The following is a 20,409-nucleotide window of genomic DNA, read 5'->3' on the forward strand; positions in this document are numbered from 1 at the left end:
GTTTGAAACAATCTCAGTCGAGACCTCAGGCTCCAGGGAGGAAGGAGGAGAAAACACCATGCTACCGGAATCGGAAGCGAAGCTGACGCGAAGACAATTTCTGCAGAAGGGGCGCAGCCTTCTTGCCGCTCTGCTGACGGCTCCTCCGGCTGCCTATCTATATGCCCGGTTCACGGAGCCCTACTTCCTTCAGATTAAGCGGGTGCCGCTTACACTGCCACGGCTCCCGGACGCCTTCTCCGGCTTCCGGGTTCTGCAGTTCAGCGACGTCCATCTCGGCTTTCATTTTCCGCTCAAGCGGCTGCAGCGGCTAGTCGCTCATATGAACGAGCTGGGCCCGGACCTCGTCGTCTTTACCGGCGACCTGTTCGACTCTAAGCTCTTCGACGAGGTCGCTCACAGCCAGGCGCTCGAACAGCTGAAGGCGCCCTTTGGCAAGCTTGCCGTGCTGGGCAACCACGATTATTACGATGCGGCAGACCGGACGGCGGACGTCCTCACGGAAGGCGGCTTTACCGTCCTCCGCAACGCCGCCGTTCCTCTGACGCGGGGCACGTCCCGCCTATGGATCGCTGGAGTCGAGGACGCCTGGGAGGGCAAGCCCCAGCTGGCCAAGGCGCTCGCCCCGACTCCCGCGGACGCATGCAGGCTGCTGCTGTCGCACGCGCCCGATCTCGCCGATCAGGCCGCCGGGCACGGCATTGACCTGCAGCTGTCCGGCCACAGCCACGGCGGCCAGGTTCGGCTCCCGTTCTACGGCCCGGTCGTGACGCCGCCTCCCTTCGGCCGCAAATACGTGATGGGCCATTACCAGCTACCCGGCGGCCTCCAGCTGTATACGAACCGCGGCCTCGGGACGAGCATGCAGCCGTACCGGTTCTTCTGCCGGCCCGAGCTGACTCTGTTCACGCTCCATGCCCCATCCGGCGGCTGACCTGTCACAGAAAGCGGCCGCTCCGGCAGGCCCCCTCACGCTCGCCAGCGCTGACGTGGGAAGCGCCGCCCCGGCAGCCGTGCCGTTCCAGCAGCCACGCCACCGCTATGTCGAGCCGCGTCCCGCAACTGCCACGATGCACCGGCATCTCGACAAACACGAACCGCCTTATCCGTCGACACGGATAAGGCGGTTTTTGGGTTTAATGATGGGCGGACGGAGTCGATTCTCCCCGGCTTCCCGCCTGGATCCGCTCGCGGCCCATCAGGAAGACAGTCACCACCGCTATGGCGATCGGCAGGAGCGCCAGCGCGAAGTTGAACGTAATCGACGACGACATGGCGTCGACAATCTTATCCAGCACCTGCGGCGGCACCTTGGCCCGGGCCGACGCCTCGAACAGGCCGCGCGGATCGCTGGTGACCGAGGCGACGCCTTCCGCCCCTCCCGGCACGCCCGCGAACGATTCGGCCAGCTGGCTCTGGAACCGTTTGGTCTGGATCGTGCCGAAGATCGTGATGCCGAGCGTCATGCCGAGCGAACGGAAGAACGCGTTGGTCGAGTTGGCCGACCCCCGGAACCGGGGATCCATATTGTGCACGCTCGCCGTCGGCAGCAGGGAGAACGAGAAGCCGACGCCGAAGCCGACCAGAATCATGAACAAGGTCAGCAGCCAGCGCGCCGTCTCCGGCCCCATCGTGGCCAGCAGCGCCATTCCCGCCGCATAGGCGATAATGGAGACGATCATCAGGCTGCGGAACGACGTCTTGGTCTGGAAAATCCCGCCGATGGCACTTCCCGCCACCGATCCGAGCATCATTGGCGTCAGGATGAGTCCCGCATTGATCGCGGACCCGCCGTAGACCGCCTGTACGAAGATCGGAATGTAGACCGTCAGGATGATGAAGGTCGCCCCGTAGAGAAGAGCCAGCACCTGAGAAGTCGCGAACAGCCGGCGCTTGAACATCCAGAACGAGATAATAGGCTCCTCGGCTCGCGTCTCGGCGAACAGGAACGCGACGATCGCGACGGCGAAGACGGCGAACAGCGACAGGATGGGTGTCGAGGCCCAGTCGTATTTTTTACCTCCGAGCTCCAGAGCGAACATCAGGCAGACGACGGCGGTCACGAGTGTCACCGCCCCGCTCCAGTCGATCTTCTGCTTCTTGTGCTCCGCCGATTCCCGGTAATACCGCAGAATAAAGTAAAGAGACACGATACCGATCGGCACATTCACGTAGAAAATCCAGTGCCAGCTCATGTACTCGGTTATGTACGCGCCGAGCAGCGGCCCCAATACACTGGAGGTCCCGAATACGGCGCCGAGCAGGCCGGTCATCTTGCCGCGCTTCTCCGGCGGGAAGATGTCAAAGACGATCGTGAAGGCAATTGGCATCAGGGCACCGCCGCCGATCCCCTGGATCGCCCGGTAGATGCTGAGCTGCACGATACTCTGGGCAATGCCGCACAGGGCGGAGCCTAGCAGGAAGATGAGCAGGCCGAACACGAAAAACCGTTTGCGTCCATACATGTCCGACAGCTTTCCGAAGATCGGCATGCCCGCCATAACCGCCACCATGTAGGCAGAGGTCACCCACACGAATTGATCGAGCCCTTTCAAATCCGCGACAATGCTGCCGAGCGCGGTTGCCACGATTGTATTGTCCATCGCCGACATCAGGATGCCGAGCAGCAGGCCGGCGACGACAAAAGAGATATTCTTATCGTTAGTTCCCATAGGAGGCTCCTTTCCTGTCAATGGGTTACTGCCTCATTATAATCCTGGCTCTCCAAATTACAAGATCGTTCCAGTTCTTTTCCAAGCATGCCCAATCTCGCCGCCCGCTAACGGCCGCCCGCCGAGAACAGGGAAAAAAAGCCCGGGGCCAGAAGGCACCGGGTCAGGAGGAACGATCGGATACGGCCAGTGAATCAGCAGTCGAAGTAGAGCGAGTACTCGTGCGGATGAATGCGGATGTTGACCGCTTTGGCTTCGGACCGCTTCAGCTCCACATAATTGGCGATGAAGTCCTGCGTGAACACGCCGCCAGCCGTCAGGAACTCGCTGTCGCTCTCCATGGCGTCCAGCGCCTCGTCCAGGCTGCCCGGGACGCTGCGGATTTCGCGCTTTTCGGCATCGGAGAGCTCATAGATATTCTTGTCGAGCGGACCGTAGCCCAGCTCAGTCGGATTGATCTTGTTCTTAATCCCGTCGAGGCCCGCGAGCAGCATGGCGGCAAAGGCCAGGTACGGGTTCGCGGTCGAATCCGGTGTCCGGAATTCGATCCGGCAGCCCTTAGGCGTCACGGCGGCAACCGGAATCCGGACCGCGGCCGAGCGGTTCCCTTTGGAGAACACGAGGTTCACCGGAGCCTCATAGCCCGGCACGAGACGCTTGAAGGAGTTGGTGCTCGGGTTCGAAAGCGCGATCAGGGCCGGCGCGTGGTGGAGAATGCCTCCGATGTAATAGAGCGCCGTCTCGCTCAGATTGGCGTAGCCGCCTTTCTCATAGAAGAGAGGGATATCGCCGTTGAAAATGCTTTGGTGAACGTGCATCCCGCTGCCGTTGTCGCCGAACAGGGGCTTCGGCATGAATGTGGCGACTTTGCCGTACTGACGGGCCGTATTGTGAATGATATATTTGTAAGTCATCAGATTGTCGGCGGATTTGGTCAGCGTATCGAAGCGGAAGTTGATCTCGCCCTGTCCGGCCGTCGCTACTTCGTGGTGATGGCGCTCGATGCGCAGACCCGCCTCTGTCATGAGCCGGCACATCTCCGAGCGGATGTCCTGCTGCGTGTCGACGGGAGCGACCGGCACGTAGCCGCCCTTCTGGCGGACCTTGAAGCCGAGATTGCCTCCCTCTTCCTTGCGGCCGGAATTCCAGAACGCTTCCTCGGAGTCGACCTCATAGTAGGACTTGTTCACGCCGCTCTCGTAACGGACGTCGTCGAAGATGAAGAATTCGGATTCCGGGGCGAAAAAGGCAGTGGTCCCGATACCGGCCGTTTGGAGATACTCTTCCGCTTTCTGGGCGATGCCGCGGGGATCGCGCTCATACCGTTCGCCGTCCGGCGTATAGATATCGCACATGATCACGAGCGTCGGGTGAGCGGTGAACGGGTCGACGAAGCAGGATTCGGAATCCGGCATCATGACCATATCCGATTCTTCGATGCCGCGGAATCCGGCGATGGACGATCCGTCAAAAGCGACGCCGTTCTGGAACGTCTCTTCCTCCACTTCGCTTGCGGGCAGGGAAATGTGATGGGCGCGCCCAACGAGATCGACGAAACGGAAATCCACCCACTCGATGTTCTTTTCCTTGATAGTGCTCAATACGCTTTCCACTGACATGCTGTTATCCCCCAATTTCCGAACAATATATTAGAATTGATATTTGAATGTTCAAGTTTTACGAACTCCTTGTCAGTATTATAAGCCTGTAGATTTGGAGCGTCAATACTCGTGTCAGGTATTTTCGTTGCTCATGTTAGATATTGTTACACCCGGATGGTTCGTGCCCACGGAAACATAAAAGAAGCCCCTCCTACGAGGGGCTTCTTTTGTCACCCTGCCGGCTCCAGCCGCAGTCTTACAGCTTCCAAGAACCGGCCAGCACCGGCTCCTTGCTCGTTTCGAACCGCTTGCCGCACAGTGGGGCCAGCTTCTCAAGGTCGCTCAGCAGACGGGCGAACTGATCGGGGAACAGAGACTGGACCCCGTCACCGGTCATCGAGTTGTCCGGATCGGTATGCATCTCGATAATGAGTCCGTCCGCTCCGGCCGCCACCGACGCCTTGGTCATCGGCTCAACCAGCTCGCGCCGACCGGTGCCGTGGCTCGGGTCCGAGATGACCGGCAGGTGGCTCAACTGCTTGAGCACCGGAATCGCCGCCAGGTCGAGCGTGTTGCGGGTATACGACTCGAAGGTCCGGATGCCGCGCTCGCACAGCATAACGTTCGGGTTGCCGCCAGCCAGGATGTACTCGGCCGCGTTCAGGAACTCGTCGTAGGTGGCGCTGAAGCCGCGCTTCAAGAGTACCGGCGTCTGGATCGAGCCCAGCTTGCGCAGCAGGTCGAAGTTTTGCATGTTGCGCGTGCCCACCTGCAGGATGTCCGCATGGGCGGCGCAGACGTCGACGTATTCGGGCGTCATGACCTCGGTGATCGTCAGCAGGCCGTGCTTGCGTCCCGCTTCGGCCATCATCTCGAGGCCTTCTACGCCGACTCCCTGGAAGCTGTAAGGGCCAGTGCGCGGCTTGAACGCTCCGCCCCGCAGCACCTGACCGCCGGCGGCCTTGACGAGACGCGCGATCTCGTCGATCTGCTCGGGCGATTCGACGGCGCACGGCCCGCCCATGATGACGAGCTCGTCGCCGCCGATTGCCACGTCCTTGATCCGGATGACGGTATCGGCCGGATGGAAGTCCCGGCTCGCGAGCTTATACGACTTGGAGATCTTGATTACCTGCTCGATGCCGGCCATTTGCCGCAGATGCTCGGCGAGCTGCGGGTCGGCTTTGCCGATAATGCCGATGACCGTACGGTCCTCTCCTTTGGAGACGTGGGCGGCGACTCCCTGCTTCTCGATATATAGGACGATCTCCGCGATGCGTTCGTCGGTTACCGTAACGGAAGTAATGGCGATCATAATTAGACACTCTCCTTGTGTGGGATCGGCCGAAGCCTTCTCTTGCCTAGCCATAGAACAAGCTGTTTCGCACTTCAACGCTTATACGCTTTTAATCACTAAAGTAACTATACCCAAAAATGTACGGTTCGTCAATGCGGAGACCGATATTTCTTTTGTCCGACCCCCGCCCTCTAGCACTAGCCGAGCTGCTCGGGCGTAAAGGCGGCTTCCCCTAACAAAAAAAGGAGCCGGCTGGCTCCCCTGTTTATCGGGATTCTGTTGGTATCGGTTAGGGCCGGTCTTCAGTCAGCAGGCCAGCCGTCTAGCTCTCCTGACGGGGAAGCGCATGGTGGCCCGCATGCCGCAAACGCCGTCTTTCCTTTCGTTTGGCGGTGTACAGAGCCAGAAGCTGCCTCAGCGGAAAGTAAGCGATCAGTCCGAGTACGGCGCCGACGATCATCCCCCCGACAATGAGATCGAGAGCCGCCGCCAGCAGCTTGATCACTTTATCCGGCAGAAAGTAGAGGTAGTCCTCGATATGCCGGGGCAGGACGAACCGGCCGACCTTCTGATTCAGGAATGCCATCGGAATGTAGATGATCTTGCCGAAGAGGAACCCGATCAGCGCACCGGGCAGGCTCGCCCGCAGCAGATACACGAACGGGAAAATCAACACGAACGCCACGCCGAACGTAGGCAGGGTAAACATCTCGATGGCCAGTCCGATTGAGAAGCCTTTGGCCACCATCGACGGGCCGCCCTTGGCGCGAAGAAGCAGCAAATATTTAAGCGTGAACCAGCGGCGAATGCCGGCGAGCCGGGCCTGCCACGGTTTCGGGTTTGCAAGGACGCGATTTGCCTGTGCCATTCGCTCTCATCCCAATCTCCATAATGTCCAAAGCTTCGACGAATGACCGCCAGTTTGCAGCTTCTTCTCGCCATTATACCGCAAATCGTCAAAATACTCTATCAACCACTTCTTGTTCGCCGCCCCTTTGTTATGTTAGGGACACCGGCTGATGTGCCTCCGGCTAGGCTGACTGCTAGCATGCCCTTGTCCGCAGCCAGAAAAACCCGCAGGATTCTCCTGCGGGCTTCCCGATTGATGCGCGGCACTGCCGGCCGGTTTACGCAGCGTTCCAGCGAATGCGCGGCGCTGCCGGCCGGTTTACACGGGCGTTCCAGCGAATGCACGGCGCTGCCGGCCGGTTTATGCGGGCATTCCAGCTAGTCCTTCGCCGAACGCCGCGTCCTCTAACACGCACTCTATGCTCTTCCTCTTCCCGCCCCGGGTGGCTAGTTAAGCCTCGGAAACGGCCTTGGTCCGAACGGGCGGCAGCACCTTGCTCTTGTTGATCGTTCTCTTGATCTCCCACGTCTCGGGCTTCTCCGAGTCGAACTGCTCCAGATATTGAATGACTTCCTTAGTGATCAGCGTAGGCGTAGACGCTCCGGAAGTGACGCCTACCCGCTTCACGCCCTGCAGCCACTCGGTCTGGATCTCTGTCACGTCGGCGATCCGGTGGGCCGGCGTTCCGGCGATCTCCCGGGATACCTGCGCGAGACGGTTCGAGTTGTTGCTCTTCGGATCCCCGACCACGATGAGTAGGTCGCAATCCTTGGCCTGCTCGGCCACCGCCTCCTGGCGCACCTGGGTCGCGAGGCAGATTTCGTTGTGAATCTCCGACTGCGGGAATTTCTGCAGCAGCCGGTTCATGATGTGCTTGATGTCCCACTGGCTCATCGTCGTCTGGTTGGTGATGATGATCTTCTCGTCGTCGATGTCGAGCTTCTCGATCTCTTCTTCCTTCTCAATCAGGTGCACCCGGTCGGGTGCGATGCCGATCGCTCCCTCCGGCTCGGGATGGCCCTTCTTGCCGATATAGATGATCCGGTAGCCCTCCGCAGCCTTCTCGCGGATGAGATCATGCGTCTTGGTTACGTCGGGACAGGTCGCGTCGACGACGGTGAGCCCCTTCTCCCGCGCGCGTCTGCGCACCTCGGGCGAGACGCCGTGAGCCGTGAAAATGACCGTTCCCTTGTCCACCTTCTCGAGAATCTCGAGACGGTTTTCGCCCTCAAGCGTGATGATGCCTTCGTCCTCAAACGCTTCGGTCACGTGGCTGTTGTGTACAATCATGCCCAGTATATAGATCGGCCGGGGCAGATCGAGGTTGCGCGCCGTCTGCCGCGCCAGCACCATCGCATCCACCACGCCGTAACAGTATCCTCTGGGAGAAATTCTGATAACATCCATTGTCTTCACCCATTCGTGTTCAGTCTTCTTCCCAGTATATCATTCTTCGCGGGAAGGCGATACGTCGGGGCCTCTGCCCTCTTCTTCCTTCCGGTCCGCATTGCCGCCGGCCTCGCCATTGCTCGGCGCCCGGAGGCCAGCGCGCGCCGGAGGTGCCAGCTTTGCCGGGGCTTCGCGTTCCGGCTCGCCGGCCGTCATCGGGAGTGCATCGGGCTGGAACACCGGGAGCCAGACGAGGAACGTCGTTCCTTCCTGCTCCCGCGTCGTCACCTCGACGGAGCCGCCGTGCTCGTCGAGAATCCACTTGGCGATGGACAGGCCGAGCCCTGTGCCTGGCGTGACGCCGCGCGACTCGTCCGCGCGGTAGAACCGCTCGAAGATATGCGGCACCTCCTCCTTGTTCATCCCGATGCCGGTATCCGCAATTCGGATGCCGACGAGGCCGTTTGCCCGAAGCGCGTCGATTGTCACCGAGCCGTCCGGCGTATACTTGAACGCGTTCTCGATGAAGATGAAGAACAGCTGCTGGAGATAATCGCGGTTCGCCAGAATCCGGACGCTGTCCAGGAACGACAGATCGCCGGTTCTCCATTCCGCGCTCCGGGGGAGCAGATTGGCCTTGCGGATGACCTCCTCTACGACCGGCTTCAGCTCGAGCGGCGTCTTCTCCATCACGGTGCCGGCGTCCGCCCGGGCAAGCGAGAGGAGGGAATTGACGAGGCGGCTCATGCGGGCGGCCTCTCCGGCAATGTCGCGCATCGCCTCGAGCGACAGCTCCATATGTCCTTCGTCCCCCGGCTCACGGTCGTCCCGCAGCCGGGACCACATTTTTTCCAGCAGGTCGACATTGCCCCGGATCGTCGTCAGCGGCGTCCTCAGCTCGTGCGAGGCGTCGGAGACGAACCGCCTCTGCGCCCGGTAGGCTTCGTCCAGCTCCTGATAGACGATCTGCAGCCGCGCCAGCATGCTGTTGATCGTATCCGTCAGCCGGCCAATCTCGTCTTGCGGCCCGTCGTAGGCGATCCGCATGCTCAGATCCTCGCCGTTCTGGATGCTGGCCGCCGCATCCGTCACATTCTCGATCGGGCGCAGCGCCTTGCGCGACAGGAACCAGCCGAGCGTGGCGGCGAGCAGGACGGCCGCAAGAGCCGTGAGCAGCAGTGTCAGCCGCAGCTTGTCGAACAGGCTGAGGATGTTGCCGATGTACGTCCCCACCTGGAGAATCGCAACCAGCTGCCCGTCCTCCGTCATGATCGGCAGATGGTAGACGAGCATGTCCACGCCCCCCAGCTTGATCTGGTGGAACAGCACCTTGCCCTGCTGGGCCGTCTTGAGGTCCGCGTCGGATAGCGCGAACCGCAGCTTGGTCCGCAGCAGCAGGTCGCTTCTCGTCACATAGCCGGTGCTGAGCTCGGTCAGCTGAAGGAACGTATTGTTGTTGCGCAGGTCGGAATCGTCCGGCTGCAGCTTGGTGACCGGGCCGCCGGACTGCCGGGAGAGGTAGACTTCCTGCCGGATGCGGGAGACCGTGCTTTCGGCCTGCTCCTGCAGCTTGCCTTTTTCTCCGTCCATATAGAGGAAGTACAAGAAAAAGTACAGCGCCACTCCGAACAGGAGCAGCGTCAGCGCCAGCACCCCGGAATACCACAAGGTCAGACGCGAGCGGATCGACATGCTAGCTGTCCCCTCTCAGCACGTAGCCCGCTCCGCGCACGGTCTGGATAATCCGGGGACCGCCGTGCTCCTCTAGCTTCTGGCGGAGCAGGGCGATGTAGACCTCCAGGACGTTGGATTCCCCGCTGTAATCATAGCCCCAGATCTTGTCCATGATGACGTCTCGGGACAGCACCCGCTTCGGATTCTGCAGGAACAGGTACAGCAGGTCGAATTCCTTGGTTGTGAGTTCGATCCGCTTGCCGCCGCGCAGCACTTCCCGCGTATCGAGATCCATCATCAGATCTTCGAAGCCGAGCCGCGAATGCCCGGCCGGATTCCTCTCGCTCTGGCGGCGCAGCAGCACCCGGACGCGCGCCAGCAGCTCCTCGAGCGCGAACGGCTTGACGAGATAATCGTCCGCTCCGAGATCCAGCCCCTTCACCCGGTCGGCGATCTCGTCCTTGGCCGTCAGCATCAGGATCGGCGTATCGAGCCCGCTCTCGCGCACCCGGCGGCAGACCTCCCAGCCGTCCACCTTGGGCATCATGACGTCGAGGATGATGAGTTCCGGATCCTGGTTCAGAATCTGCTTCAGTCCCTCCTGTCCGTCGTTCGCCGTCGTGATCGAATATCCTTCAAACACCAGGCTGCGGCGCAGCATGGAGGTAATTTTTTCGTCGTCGTCGATAACAATAATCTTTTCTCTCAAATCCGCTTCCCCCTCTATCGGTCGGTTGGCTTCTCCCCTATTGTAACAAAGCATTCCGGCTCTTTGCACGCAAGAAGCGGCCGGCTCGCCTGCCGACCGCTTCGTTCCCATCCGCTACTTGCGGTATTATTGGTTACTGTTCTGCTGATTCTGGCTCGTGGCGTTCTTGTTGCCGATGGTTACCTCGATATCCATCTTTTTGCCGTCGCGCACGATACCCAGCTTCACCTTATCGCCGACCTTCATCGCCTGCACCTTGCTGACGATGGCGCTGGAGTTCTTGATCTTCTCTCCGTTCAGCGTCTGGATGACGTCGTTCTGCTTGACGCCGGCCTTGAAGGCAGGGCTGCCCATCTGCACGTCGGCGACGATCGCTCCCTCCGCGCTGTCAATGCCGAGATCCTTCAGATAGTTCGGGTTGATGTCCGCGAGGGATACGCCCATGAACGGAGTCGGCGCCTTCGGAATTTCCACACCGTTCTTCAGGTTATCGATGACGTTCTGCACCGTATCCGTCGAGATCGCAAAGCCGATGCCCTGCGCCTCGGAGCTGACTGCCGTATTAATCCCGACGACCTCACCGTTCAGGTTCAGGAGCGGACCGCCCGAGTTGCCGGGGTTGATGGACGCGTCGGTCTGCAGCAGGCTCTTGTAGTTACGCGTTCCTTTGCTGTCGTCGATGGAGATCTCCCGGTCCTTGGCGCTCAGCACGCCGACCGTTACCGTATGGTCAAAGCCGTACGGGTTGCCAATCGCGACGACCCAGTCGCCGACGCTGATGTCCTTGGAGCTGGCCATCGGCAGGTACGGCAGGTCCTTGCTGTTCTCGATCTTCAACACCGCAAGGTCAAGGTCGTAGCTGCTGCCGAGCAGCTTGGCTTTGAACGGCTCGTCGTAGCCCTGCACGGTCACCTGAATTTCGTCCGCGCCGTCGACCACGTGCTCGTTCGTCAGAATGTAGCCGGATTTTTCAAAGATAAAGCCGGTGCCGAGGCCCGCTTCCTGCTTGGGCGCTTGGCTGCTGCCGCCACCTCCATTGCCACCTCCGCCGCCTCCATTGCCGCCTCCGTCGCCAAAGAACTGGCGGAAAAACGGATCGTTCAGGAGAGGGTTCGAGCTGCGTCCCGCCTGCTTCGTCACGTAGGTCTCCACCTTGACGACCGCCGGACCGGATGTCTGCGCCAGCTCCGCGATGTTGTCCGGGCGCTTCATGTCCCAGGCCGCGCTCTGGGCAGCCGCGTTGCTGCTGGCCGCTGCCGACGGCTTGGAGCTGCTCCCCTCCAACGCGCCCTGGTTCGGGGTGAACAGGTTTGCCTTGTCGGAGGCGAACATGAGCCCACCGACCACGACCGCGCCGGCGAGGAAGGCAGCGAAGCCGCTCTTCAGCCGGCCGCCGCGCTTCGGCTTGTGGGACACTTGCCAGCTGCCCGAAGGGACCGTCTGCCGCGTCTCGGGCCCGCTGTACGGCTTCACCGGGCGGGGCGTCGTCATCTCCACCTCGGTCGGCTCCGCCGCATTCTCCCGCTCGCCGCCGCTGTAGGGCTCCGGCTGCTGGGATTTGTACGGGCCGTAAGAATAGTAGTAAGAAGGTTTGTCCTGCCGGTTCTCTATCGCTTGATCCTGCGCTTCGTTTTCCCGTTCAGACTGTTCCCGGGACTCCTCATCCGGACGGCCGAAGAGGCCGCCTTCGCTGCGCTTGTTGTTATTGTTGTTGTCTTCCATTACGTTTCTCCTCCTCCATGCCCGGCCGTCCGTTCGATCCCCCGATCGCACGCCCGTCATCATGTACTGGTTGGTACTTACATAATGGACCTGCAACCTTAATGGAACATTAAAACTAGCTAAATCGCAGGTAAAAACGCTATCCGAGTCCGGTTTCCACCTGACGGAGCACGTCTTCCGCCTGCTCGACCCAATGCGGCTCGATCTCCGCATCCTTGTCCTCCGGCTCCTGGAACTGGTTGACGAGCGCCCCGACGACGTTGGCGTTCGCTTCCTGGTCCAGATCCTGCTTATAGAGATGCTTCAGCACGTACGGCGTGCCCAGCTGGATGACGGCGTCCGATTCCGGCGTATCCCCGTCAAACGTGCCGTGCGTCACGATGAACGGAATACGCAGCCATACCTTTTGCTCCTCGTCCAAGTGGCGGTCGAAGCTGCCCCGGTCGTAGTCCCAGTTGCCCCCCAATCCGAAGGAATAGCCGGCCAGGCTCTTGCTCAGGTTGATGTACGCTTCTTCCCGGTTCTCCAATCGCGATTGCAAAGGAATCATTCGTCCTCACTCCTATCAGTTATGGGATGGAACAAAGGCTTGCCCGATAAGGCAAGCCCTCAATATATGACATTTTACCCAAAGGCCCCTCCGCTCAAACCGTGACTAACTCGGGAAAGCGGGCAGCAAAAAAGGACCGGAAGCCCGGTCCTTTTTTGCGATGAAGCTTTACATTCGCGACGGCTTCGCGTCAGTCGAGACCCGTTCGGACGAGTTGAGCAGGTCCATCATCGCCTCCGTCACCTTGCCGCTGCCTCTCAGCAGCACGCGGACGGTTACGCTGCGCTTGCCCCACTCGGAGTAAACCTTGTCCTTTGTCTCGAAGTACAGGTCAATCTTGCGGCCTTTGATCGCGCTGCCCGTGTCCGCGACGACTCCGTAGCCGTAGCCCGGAATGTCGAGGATGGTCCCAATCGGAAAAACGCTTGGATCGGCGGCGATGGTCGAGAAGTTCGCTCGTCTCACCTTGACGCCCGACTTCGTGATGCCGTATGCCGGATGGCCCGGCGTCTTGCCGGTCGATTCCTTGCCGGCATAATAGCCGGTCGCGACCACCTCGACCGCGTCCAGGACGGCCGATTCGCCGGGCTTCCAGCCCTGTAGCGCTTCTACGGCCTGCAGTTCCTCACGGCTGGACTGACGGCCCCCCGGCTCGGACTTCGTCCGGACCTTCGTCGCCGCCCCCGCTCCGGCATCAGGCCGGCCCTGCGAGACGGCCTCCGTCCCTTCTCTCTCGCTCATGGCCGGAGCGGCCGTGAACGCGAGGACGAGAAGCAAGGCGAACCCATACGCGCATGTTCTGCGGAACGCTGTAGAAAACATTTGGACACCCTCCCTATGCAAAGGAGGATGTCCAAGTTGCCGTGCTTTATTCATAGCGCCGGGAGAAGCGGGGCATCCGCCTCGTGACCGGCCTATTGCCGGGTTCTCCCGAGCTCACGCTATTACAGCTGCTTCGTGCGGATTTCCTCGGCGATCCGGTCAGCGATCTCCTTCACGCCCATCGTGCCAAGGTCGCCTTCTCCGCGCTTGCGGACGGCGACGGAGCCGCTCGAGCGCTCGTTCTCGCCGAGCACGAGCATGTACGGCACCTTCTCCAGCTGTGCCTCGCGGATCTTGTAGCCGAGCTTCTCGCTGCGTGCGTCGATCTCGACGCGGATGCCGGCTTCCTCAAGCGACTGCTTCACCTGCAGCGCATAGTCGAGGAATGCGTCCGATACCGGAAGCAGCTTCGCCTGCACCGGCGCGAGCCAGGTCGGGAACGCACCGCTGAAGTGCTCCGTCAGAATGCCGATGAACCGGTCGATAGAACCGTAGACGGCGCGGTGAATGACGACCGGACGATGCTTCTGATTGTCTTCGCCGATATACGACAAGTCGAACTTCTCCGGCATCTGGAAGTCGAGCTGGATCGTGGCGCACTGCCAGCTCCGCTTGAGCGCGTCGAGGATGTGGAAGTCGATCTTCGGTCCGTAGAAAGCCCCGTCGCCCTCGTTGACGCGGTATTCGATGCCGCGGGCGTCGAGGACGCTCTGCAGCGCCTGCTCGGCCTGGTTCCACAGTTCCTCGGAGCCCATCGAATCCTCCGGACGCGTCGACAGCTCGATTTTATATTCAAAGCCGAATACGGAGTAGATCTCGTCGATCAGGGCGATGACCTTGCTGATCTCGTCCTCGATCTGGTCGGGACGCACGAAGATGTGAGCGTCGTCCTGGCAGAACGTCCGCACACGCATCATGCCGTTCAGGGCGCCGGACAGCTCGTGCCGGTGCACCTGGCCGAATTCCGAGATGCGGATCGGCAGTTCGCGGTACGAGTGCAGGCTGTTTTTGAAGATAAGCATGTGTCCCGGGCAGTTCATCGGCTTGAGCGCGAATCTCGTATCGTCGACCTCGGAGAAGTACATGTTCTCGTGGTAGTGATCCCAGTGACCGGACTGCTCCCACAGCCGCTGGTTCATCATGAACGGCGTGCGCACCTCGTCGTAATCGCGCTTCGTCTGCAGGTCGCGGGAGAAGTTCTCCAGCTGCGTGCGGATCGTCATACCCTTCGGCAGGTAGAACGGCATGCCCGGCGCTTCCTCGGAGAACATGAACAGGCCGAGTTCCTTGCCCAGCTTGCGGTGGTCGCGCTTCTTGGCTTCCTCGAGCAGATGCAGGTGCTCGTCCAGCTGCGCCTTCTTCGGGAACGACGTTCCGTAGATCCGCTGCAGCATTTTGTTGTCCGAATTGCCGCGCCAGTAAGCGCCGGCCACGTTTTGCAGCTTGAACGCCTTGATCTTGCCCGTGGACGGCAAGTGCGGACCGCGGCACAGGTCGAAGAATTCGCCCTGGTCGTAGATCGTAATGACCGAGCCTTCGGGCAGATCGCGGATCAGCTCGAGCTTGAGCGGATCCTCGAGCTCGCCGAAGATGCGCAGCGCTTCCTCGCGGCTGACAACCCGACGGGTAATCGGCAGGTTCTCCTGCGTGATCTTCTCCATTTCCTTCTCGATTGCGGCCAGATCGTCCGGCGTCAGCGGCTTGTCGATGTCGATGTCGTAGTAGAAGCCGTCCTCGATGACTGGGCCGATGCCGAGCTTGACGGCCTTCTCGCCGTAAATCCGTTTGATCGCCTGCGCCATCAGGTGGGCCGTGCTGTGCCGGTACACCTCCAGGCCGTCCTTGCTGTCGAGCGTAATGATCTCGACCGCACTGTCCTCTTCGATCGGACGGTTCAGGTCGACCGGCTTGCCGTCGATCTTGCCGGCGACTGCGTTTTTCTTAAGCCCGGAGCTGATGGAGCCGGCCACTTCCTCGATCGTGGTGCCGCGCTCGTACTCCCTTACCGCACCGTCCGGGAACGTTACTTTTACGTTTGGCATTGTCGTCTCCTCCTGTTTCAAATCTGGATTCTATGAACGCAAAAAAACGCAGCTACGTCCAAGGGACGAGTGCGTTCAGCTCGTGGTTCCACCCTAGTTCGACCCGCGGCAGCAAAGTGCGGCGCATCCGGCTCTCGCCGGTCCGCGCTTTTGTCTGAAGCGAGGTCCTCTTCGGCATCCGGTAACGCGGATGAGACGGCGGCGCCTACTGCCGCGCTGGGGCGGGTTCGGGGTCGCGGCTCCAAAGGGGTAATTCCGATGCGGTCGCTGGAGGAGCTTTCAGCAGTCGTCCTCTCTCTGGACAGCCCGTTCATGGGAATCGTGTCTTTGGTCATCGCCTGATCTTGCTGGTTATGGCCTTCATTATAAAACTCGCTGACCGGAAGGTCAAGTGCAGAGCTCCACCCGGTTCTCGAAGATTTGCTGGATCGTCTTGATGACCTGCAGCTCCGGCTCTCTCGTATGGATGAAGATTTTGCGCGGAGACACGGTCAGGAGCGCGCTCACGATCATATCCTCGACCGTGCCTCCCGTATCCGGCATATCGCCGCCCGCTCCGGCGAGCAGCTTGGGGTCGATGGGCTTCATCTGGTCGTTCAGCAGCTGAAAATCGTGTCCGCCCTTGTGCAGCAGATGAGCCGCCGGCATGATCGTATCCTGGATGAACACATAGTACTTGAGCAGCGAGATGAAATCCTGGTACTGCTGGTCCATCACCATTTCCTCAATGGCGTAATCGAGCGTCTCCTCCAGTTCCTTCCGGTAGAACGGCAGGCGGAACGTCACGAAGCCTTCCAGATGAAGCGCGTTCTGCTCCTGGAGATAGTCGGCGATCAAGGCCGCGATTTTGGCACGGCGGCGAAGCCCCGTCTGTCCGGCGCCTTCCTCGCCCCCTCCTTCCAGCAGCTCCTCGCTGTAGCGGATCAGCTTGGCCGTCTCCTCCCTGCCGGAGAACGGCGACACGCCTGCCGCAATCCGGCTCAGCAGCTGACTCTCGAGCACCCGGACCACGACCTCGGCCAATGCCTCGGCCAGTACGGCTCCCGCCGCCCGCCGGACCTCCGCCATCGGCAGGCGTTCGGCGACCGGCTCGCAGTGCAGCTCCAGCATGCCGGCTGCAGCGTCGGCCTTCACCCGGCAGCTGGCCTCTTCGTGCGGCAGCGCTCGCAGCTCCCGGGTCAGCTCCTCCGTCAGCCGGGTCCACGTCTCCTCGTCCATCTTGGGCAGCGTGATTTGATACAGCTTCATCGCCTTCCCTCCTTCCGGCAGTATGCACGTGATAATGTATATGGTTTGCGAAAACGAGATATACAATCAAAAACCTCAGACGCGGACCGCCGCCAAAAAGTGGAGACGGGAAGTCAGCAAGCCGGGGAAGGGGATATTCCAAAACGACAAAAAACGCCGCCCGGTTCGCCCGGACGGCGTCTTGCTCTGGTCTTGCCTGGGACCAGACTATGGGATTAGTTCTGCATGACAAAATCCTGGTCGGCTACGTCCTGCTCGTTGTACATGCGCAGAATGTTGTAGCTGGTGTTGCGCTGAGCCGGGATTTTGCCGGCTTCGCGGATGAGCTGCAGAATAAGCGAGATGTTGACCTTGTGCGTCGTGCCGGCCGCCGAGACTACGTTCTCCTCGATCATCGTCGAGCCAAAGTCGTTGCAGCCGTAGGACAGCGACAGCTTGCCGACCTCCGGTCCCATCGTAACCCACGAGGATTGGAAGTTCGGAATGTTGTCCAGCATAATCCGGCTGATCGCGAGCGTCTTCAGGTAGACGTCGGGGCCTGCCTTCTCCACCTTCAGGTTGGTGTTGTCCGGCTGGAAAATCCACGGGATGAACGCGAGGAAGCCCGGCGACGGCAGCTTCTGCTCCAGGCACTTGTCCTGCGAATCGCGGACGCGCAGCAGGTGCAGCGCGCGCTCCTCGTTCGATTCGCCGAAGCCGACGACCATGGTCGCCGTCGTGGACATGCCGCGGCGATGCGCCGCCTCCATAACGTCCATCCACTGGCGCCAGGAGCCCTTCTTCCGGCTGATCTTCATGCGCGTCCGGTCGTCGAGAATCTCGGCGCCTCCGCCCGGCAGCGAATCGAGTCCGGCTTCGTTCAGCTCACGGATGACCTCGTCGAGCGTCAGTCCCGAGAGCTCGACCATCTTGATGATCTCTGCGGGGGAGAACGAATGCATCTGGATCTGGAACCGCTTCTTGATCTCCCGCAGCAGATCGGTGTAGTACGAGAACGGCAGGCTCGGGTGGGTGCCCCCCTGCATCAGAATCTCGGTGCCGCCTACGTCGATCGTCTCCTGAATCTTTTGGAAGATCGTCTCGTTCGGGAGCACATAGCCGCCCTCGGCGCCTGGTGCGCGGTAGAACGCGCAGAACCGGCAGTAGGTGTCGCATACGTTGGTATAGTTGACGTTGCGTCCGACGACGAACGTCGTGATCGGTTCAGGATGCCACTTCAGCATGATCTTGTTGGCGGCGTCGCCCAACTTTTCGATTTCGTCGGATTCGAACAGCTGGATACAGTCCTCCAGGCTGATGCGTCCGCCGGCGACCGCTTTGTCCAGAATCGGGTCAATGGCGCTCACGATATCTTCATCTCCTCTGGCTCGGTTTCAAACAAACAGCTTCTCCCATCGTAACATACCGGGCAGGAGCCGTCACCCGTCTCCTATCCGGCACGCGTTACGATCCGGTGAAACCGAGGCGTGCAACACGGGCCGGATCAGCGGAGCGCCTGCTCGAGGTCGGCGATCAGATCGTCCACCGCTTCGAGGCCGACGGAATACCGCAGCAGGCCGTCGGTAATGCCCCGCTCCGCGCGGACCTCCGGCGGCATCGCCGCGTGCGACATCATCGCCGGGTAAGAGAGGATGCTCTCGACCGCGCCCAGGCTGACCGCGACGAGAGGGAGCTTCACCCGGCCGAGCAGCCGCCGCGCCCGCTCTCCGCTGCCGACGTCGAACGAGACGACGGCGCCGTAGCCGCGGGACTGCGCCTCCTGGATCTCGCGCCCCGGGTGATCCGAGAGCCCGGGATAATAGACGCGGGCGATCTCCGGATGGGCAGCCAGCCAAGAGGCCAGCGTACGGGCGCTGCGCTCGTGCGCTTCCATCCGTGCCTGCAGCGTCTTCATCCCGCGAATGAGCAGCCACGAATCCTGCACGCCCAGCACGTTGCCGAGCCCGTTCTGAATCTGCTTGAGGCGAACCCCCAGCTCGTCCGTCGCGGCCACGGCCAGGCCGGCCAGCACGTCGCTGTGCCCGCCGAGGAACTTGGTCGCGCTGTGGAGGACGATGTCGATGCCGAGCTCGATCGGACGCTGGTGATAAGGCGTCATGAATGTGTTGTCCAGCATCGTCAGCAGGCCGTTCTCTTTGGCCCAGCCGGCGACGGCCCGGATGTCGGTAATCTTGAGCGTCGGGTTGGACGGCGTCTCGAGGAACACGGCCTTGGTGTTCGGGCGCAGGGCAGCTTTGACCTGCTCCAGATCCGTCATGTCCACGAAGGTCGTCTCGATGTTCATCCGGCTCAGAATCGTCGTCAGAAGCCGGTACGTCCCTCCGTATACGTCCTCCGTGCAGATGAGGTGATCCCCCGCCGAGAGCAGGAAGCAGGCGGCGGAGATCGCCGCCATGCCCGAGGCGAAGGCGAAGCCGCGCGCGCCGCCCTCGAGAGTGGCTATATAGTCCTCCAGCGCCTGCCGCGTCGGGTTGCCCGAACGTGTATAGTCGTGGACCGGGGGATGCTCCAGATCGAAATGATGAAAGGTCGACGTCTGATAGATCGGAAAGCTCGCCGCCCCGGTCGTCCGGTCAATCTCCGAGCCGAAGTGAATGAGCCTCGTGGCGAAATCCGGCGTCCGTTCGTTATCGCTGCGCTGTCTGTCCTCAGCCACGGCTCCCCGCTCCCTTCGTCTCTTCCTCCGCCGCCACGAGCGCCTGCTCGAGATCGGCGATCAGGTCGTCGGCATGCTCGATGCCGACCGAGAAGCGCAGCAGCCGGTCGTCGACGCCGACCTGCCGGCGGATCGCCTCCGGAATGTCTGCGTGCGTCTGGACCGCCGGGTACGTCATGAGCGACTCGACGCCGCCCAGGCTCTCGGCGAACGCGATCAGCCGGATGTGCCGCAGAATCGGCTCGACCAGGCGGGCGTCGGTCACCTTGAAGGAGAAGATGCCGGTGTTGCCCGAAGCCTGCTTCCTCTGAATGGAATAAGCGGGGTGACTCTCAAGCCCCGGATAGAACACCTCGGCAACGAGCGGATGCCCTTCGAGATACTGGGCGATCCGCGTCGCATTCTCCTGATGGCGCTCCATCCGAAGCGCCAGCGTCTTCATTCCCCGCATGAGCAGCCAGGAGTCGTTCGGGCCGAGCACCGAGCCGATGGAATTGTGCAGGAACGCCATCTCCTCGGACAGCTCCTTGCCTTTGGTGACGACCAGGCCGGCCAGCACGTCGTTATGGCCGCCCAGGTACTTGGTCGCGCTGTGGACGACGATGTCCGCGCCCAGCTCGAGCGGACGCTGAAAGAACGGTGTCAGGAGCGTGTTATCGACGATGGTCAACAGGCCGCGGGACCGGGCCCAGGCGCTGACCGCGGCCAGGTCCGTCACCATCATGAGCGGGTTCGTCGGCGTCTCGATCAGCACGGCACGGGTGCTCTCCGTCCGACATCGCTCCAGCGCCTCAAGGTCGTTCGTATCCACATAGGAGGCGGTCACGCCGAACTTGCCCATGATGCGCTCCAGGAGCCGATAGGTGCCTCCGTACAGATCAAGCGAGACGATGAGATGGTCGCCCGAACGGAATAGCGAGAAGATTGTCTGCAGTGCCGCCATGCCCGTGCTGAACGCGAAGCCCGCGTCTCCGGCCTCCAGCTCCGCGATCGCTTCCTCGAGAACGGCGCGGGTCGGATTCTTGGTGCGGGAATAGTCGAACCCGGTGCTTTGACCGAGCCGCGGATGACGGAAGGCGGTAGCATTGTAGATCGGATAACTGACGGCCCCGGTAACCGGCTCCGATACCGATCCGATCTGGGCCAAACGGCTTTCAATTCTCATGGCAAACAATTC

General features: G+C 61.2%; 16 protein-coding genes. 1 reads left to right on the forward strand and 15 read right to left on the reverse strand.

The window, feature by feature from the left end; genetic code table 11:
* Positions 1–58 precede the first annotated feature (58 nt).
* Positions 59–934, forward strand: a complete 876-nt coding sequence (locus KJS47_RS09745) for a metallophosphoesterase (protein WP_213524690.1) — start codon at positions 59–61, stop codon at positions 932–934.
* Positions 935–1,136: 202 nt separating this feature from the next.
* On the opposite strand, the gene KJS47_RS09750 is transcribed toward KJS47_RS09745, so the two are convergent.
* The 15 genes from KJS47_RS09750 to KJS47_RS09820 all read right to left on the reverse strand — a co-directional run bounded on the left by KJS47_RS09750 (position 1,137) and on the right by KJS47_RS09820 (position 20,397).
* Entirely contained in the window at positions 1,137–2,672 is a 1,536-nt protein-coding gene (locus tag KJS47_RS09750) for an MDR family MFS transporter (RefSeq protein ID WP_213524691.1), read from the reverse strand.
* Between the two features lie 194 nt (positions 2,673–2,866).
* Positions 2,867–4,291, reverse strand: a complete 1,425-nt coding sequence (gene glnA / locus KJS47_RS09755; protein WP_213524692.1) for a type I glutamate--ammonia ligase — start codon at positions 4,289–4,291, stop codon at positions 2,867–2,869.
* A gap of 238 nt (positions 4,292–4,529) precedes the next feature.
* On the reverse strand, positions 4,530–5,588 hold the full coding sequence (gene aroF, locus KJS47_RS09760; RefSeq protein WP_213524693.1) for a 3-deoxy-7-phosphoheptulonate synthase: 1,059 nt from the start codon (positions 5,586–5,588) through the stop codon (positions 4,530–4,532).
* Positions 5,589–5,892: 304 nt separating this feature from the next.
* Entirely contained in the window at positions 5,893–6,438 is a 546-nt protein-coding gene (locus KJS47_RS09765) for a DUF2062 domain-containing protein (RefSeq protein WP_213524694.1), read from the reverse strand.
* A gap of 432 nt (positions 6,439–6,870) precedes the next feature.
* Positions 6,871–7,827, reverse strand: coding sequence for a 4-hydroxy-3-methylbut-2-enyl diphosphate reductase (locus KJS47_RS09770; RefSeq protein ID WP_213524695.1), 957 nt, complete (start codon positions 7,825–7,827; stop codon positions 6,871–6,873).
* Between the two features lie 39 nt (positions 7,828–7,866).
* A complete protein-coding gene (locus KJS47_RS09775; protein WP_213524696.1) occupies positions 7,867–9,501 on the reverse strand; it encodes a sensor histidine kinase in 1,635 nt (544 codons plus the stop codon).
* Between the two features lies 1 nt (position 9,502).
* The gene (locus KJS47_RS09780) at positions 9,503–10,192 is read right to left on the reverse strand and encodes a response regulator transcription factor (protein ID WP_213524697.1); all 690 of its coding nucleotides are present in this window, start codon (positions 10,190–10,192) and stop codon (positions 9,503–9,505) included.
* 126 nt (positions 10,193–10,318) lie between these two features.
* Entirely contained in the window at positions 10,319–11,914 is a 1,596-nt protein-coding gene (locus KJS47_RS09785; protein ID WP_213524698.1) for a S1C family serine protease, read from the reverse strand.
* A 139-nt stretch (positions 11,915–12,053) separates the two neighbouring features.
* Positions 12,054–12,464, reverse strand: coding sequence for a YugN family protein (locus tag KJS47_RS09790; protein WP_213524699.1), 411 nt, complete (start codon positions 12,462–12,464; stop codon positions 12,054–12,056).
* Between the two features lie 168 nt (positions 12,465–12,632).
* Entirely contained in the window at positions 12,633–13,286 is a 654-nt protein-coding gene (locus KJS47_RS09795; RefSeq protein ID WP_249716217.1) for a 3D domain-containing protein, read from the reverse strand.
* A gap of 122 nt (positions 13,287–13,408) precedes the next feature.
* Complete coding sequence (gene thrS, locus KJS47_RS09800) at positions 13,409–15,328, reverse strand: threonine--tRNA ligase (RefSeq protein WP_213524700.1); 1,920 nt, start codon at positions 15,326–15,328, stop codon at positions 13,409–13,411.
* Between the two features lie 387 nt (positions 15,329–15,715).
* Complete coding sequence (gene ytxC, locus KJS47_RS09805) at positions 15,716–16,576, reverse strand: putative sporulation protein YtxC (protein ID WP_213524701.1); 861 nt, start codon at positions 16,574–16,576, stop codon at positions 15,716–15,718.
* A 215-nt stretch (positions 16,577–16,791) separates the two neighbouring features.
* Positions 16,792–17,922, reverse strand: a complete 1,131-nt coding sequence (mqnC, locus tag KJS47_RS09810) for a cyclic dehypoxanthinyl futalosine synthase (protein ID WP_213524702.1) — start codon at positions 17,920–17,922, stop codon at positions 16,792–16,794.
* Positions 17,923–18,059: 137 nt separating this feature from the next.
* Positions 18,060–19,232 carry a trans-sulfuration enzyme family protein gene (locus KJS47_RS09815; protein ID WP_213524703.1) on the reverse strand — a complete coding sequence of 391 codons (1,173 nt, stop codon included), beginning with the start codon at positions 19,230–19,232 and terminating at the stop codon, positions 18,060–18,062.
* Positions 19,225–20,397, reverse strand: coding sequence for a PLP-dependent transferase (locus tag KJS47_RS09820; RefSeq protein ID WP_213524704.1), 1,173 nt, complete (start codon positions 20,395–20,397; stop codon positions 19,225–19,227). The genes KJS47_RS09815 and KJS47_RS09820 overlap by 8 nt, the downstream gene beginning before the upstream one ends.
* Positions 20,398–20,409: the final 12 nt, after the last annotated feature.

This window comes from Paenibacillus sp. J31TS4 (genome assembly GCF_018403265.1).
Lineage (GTDB): Bacteria > Bacillota > Bacilli > Paenibacillales > NBRC-103111 > J31TS4.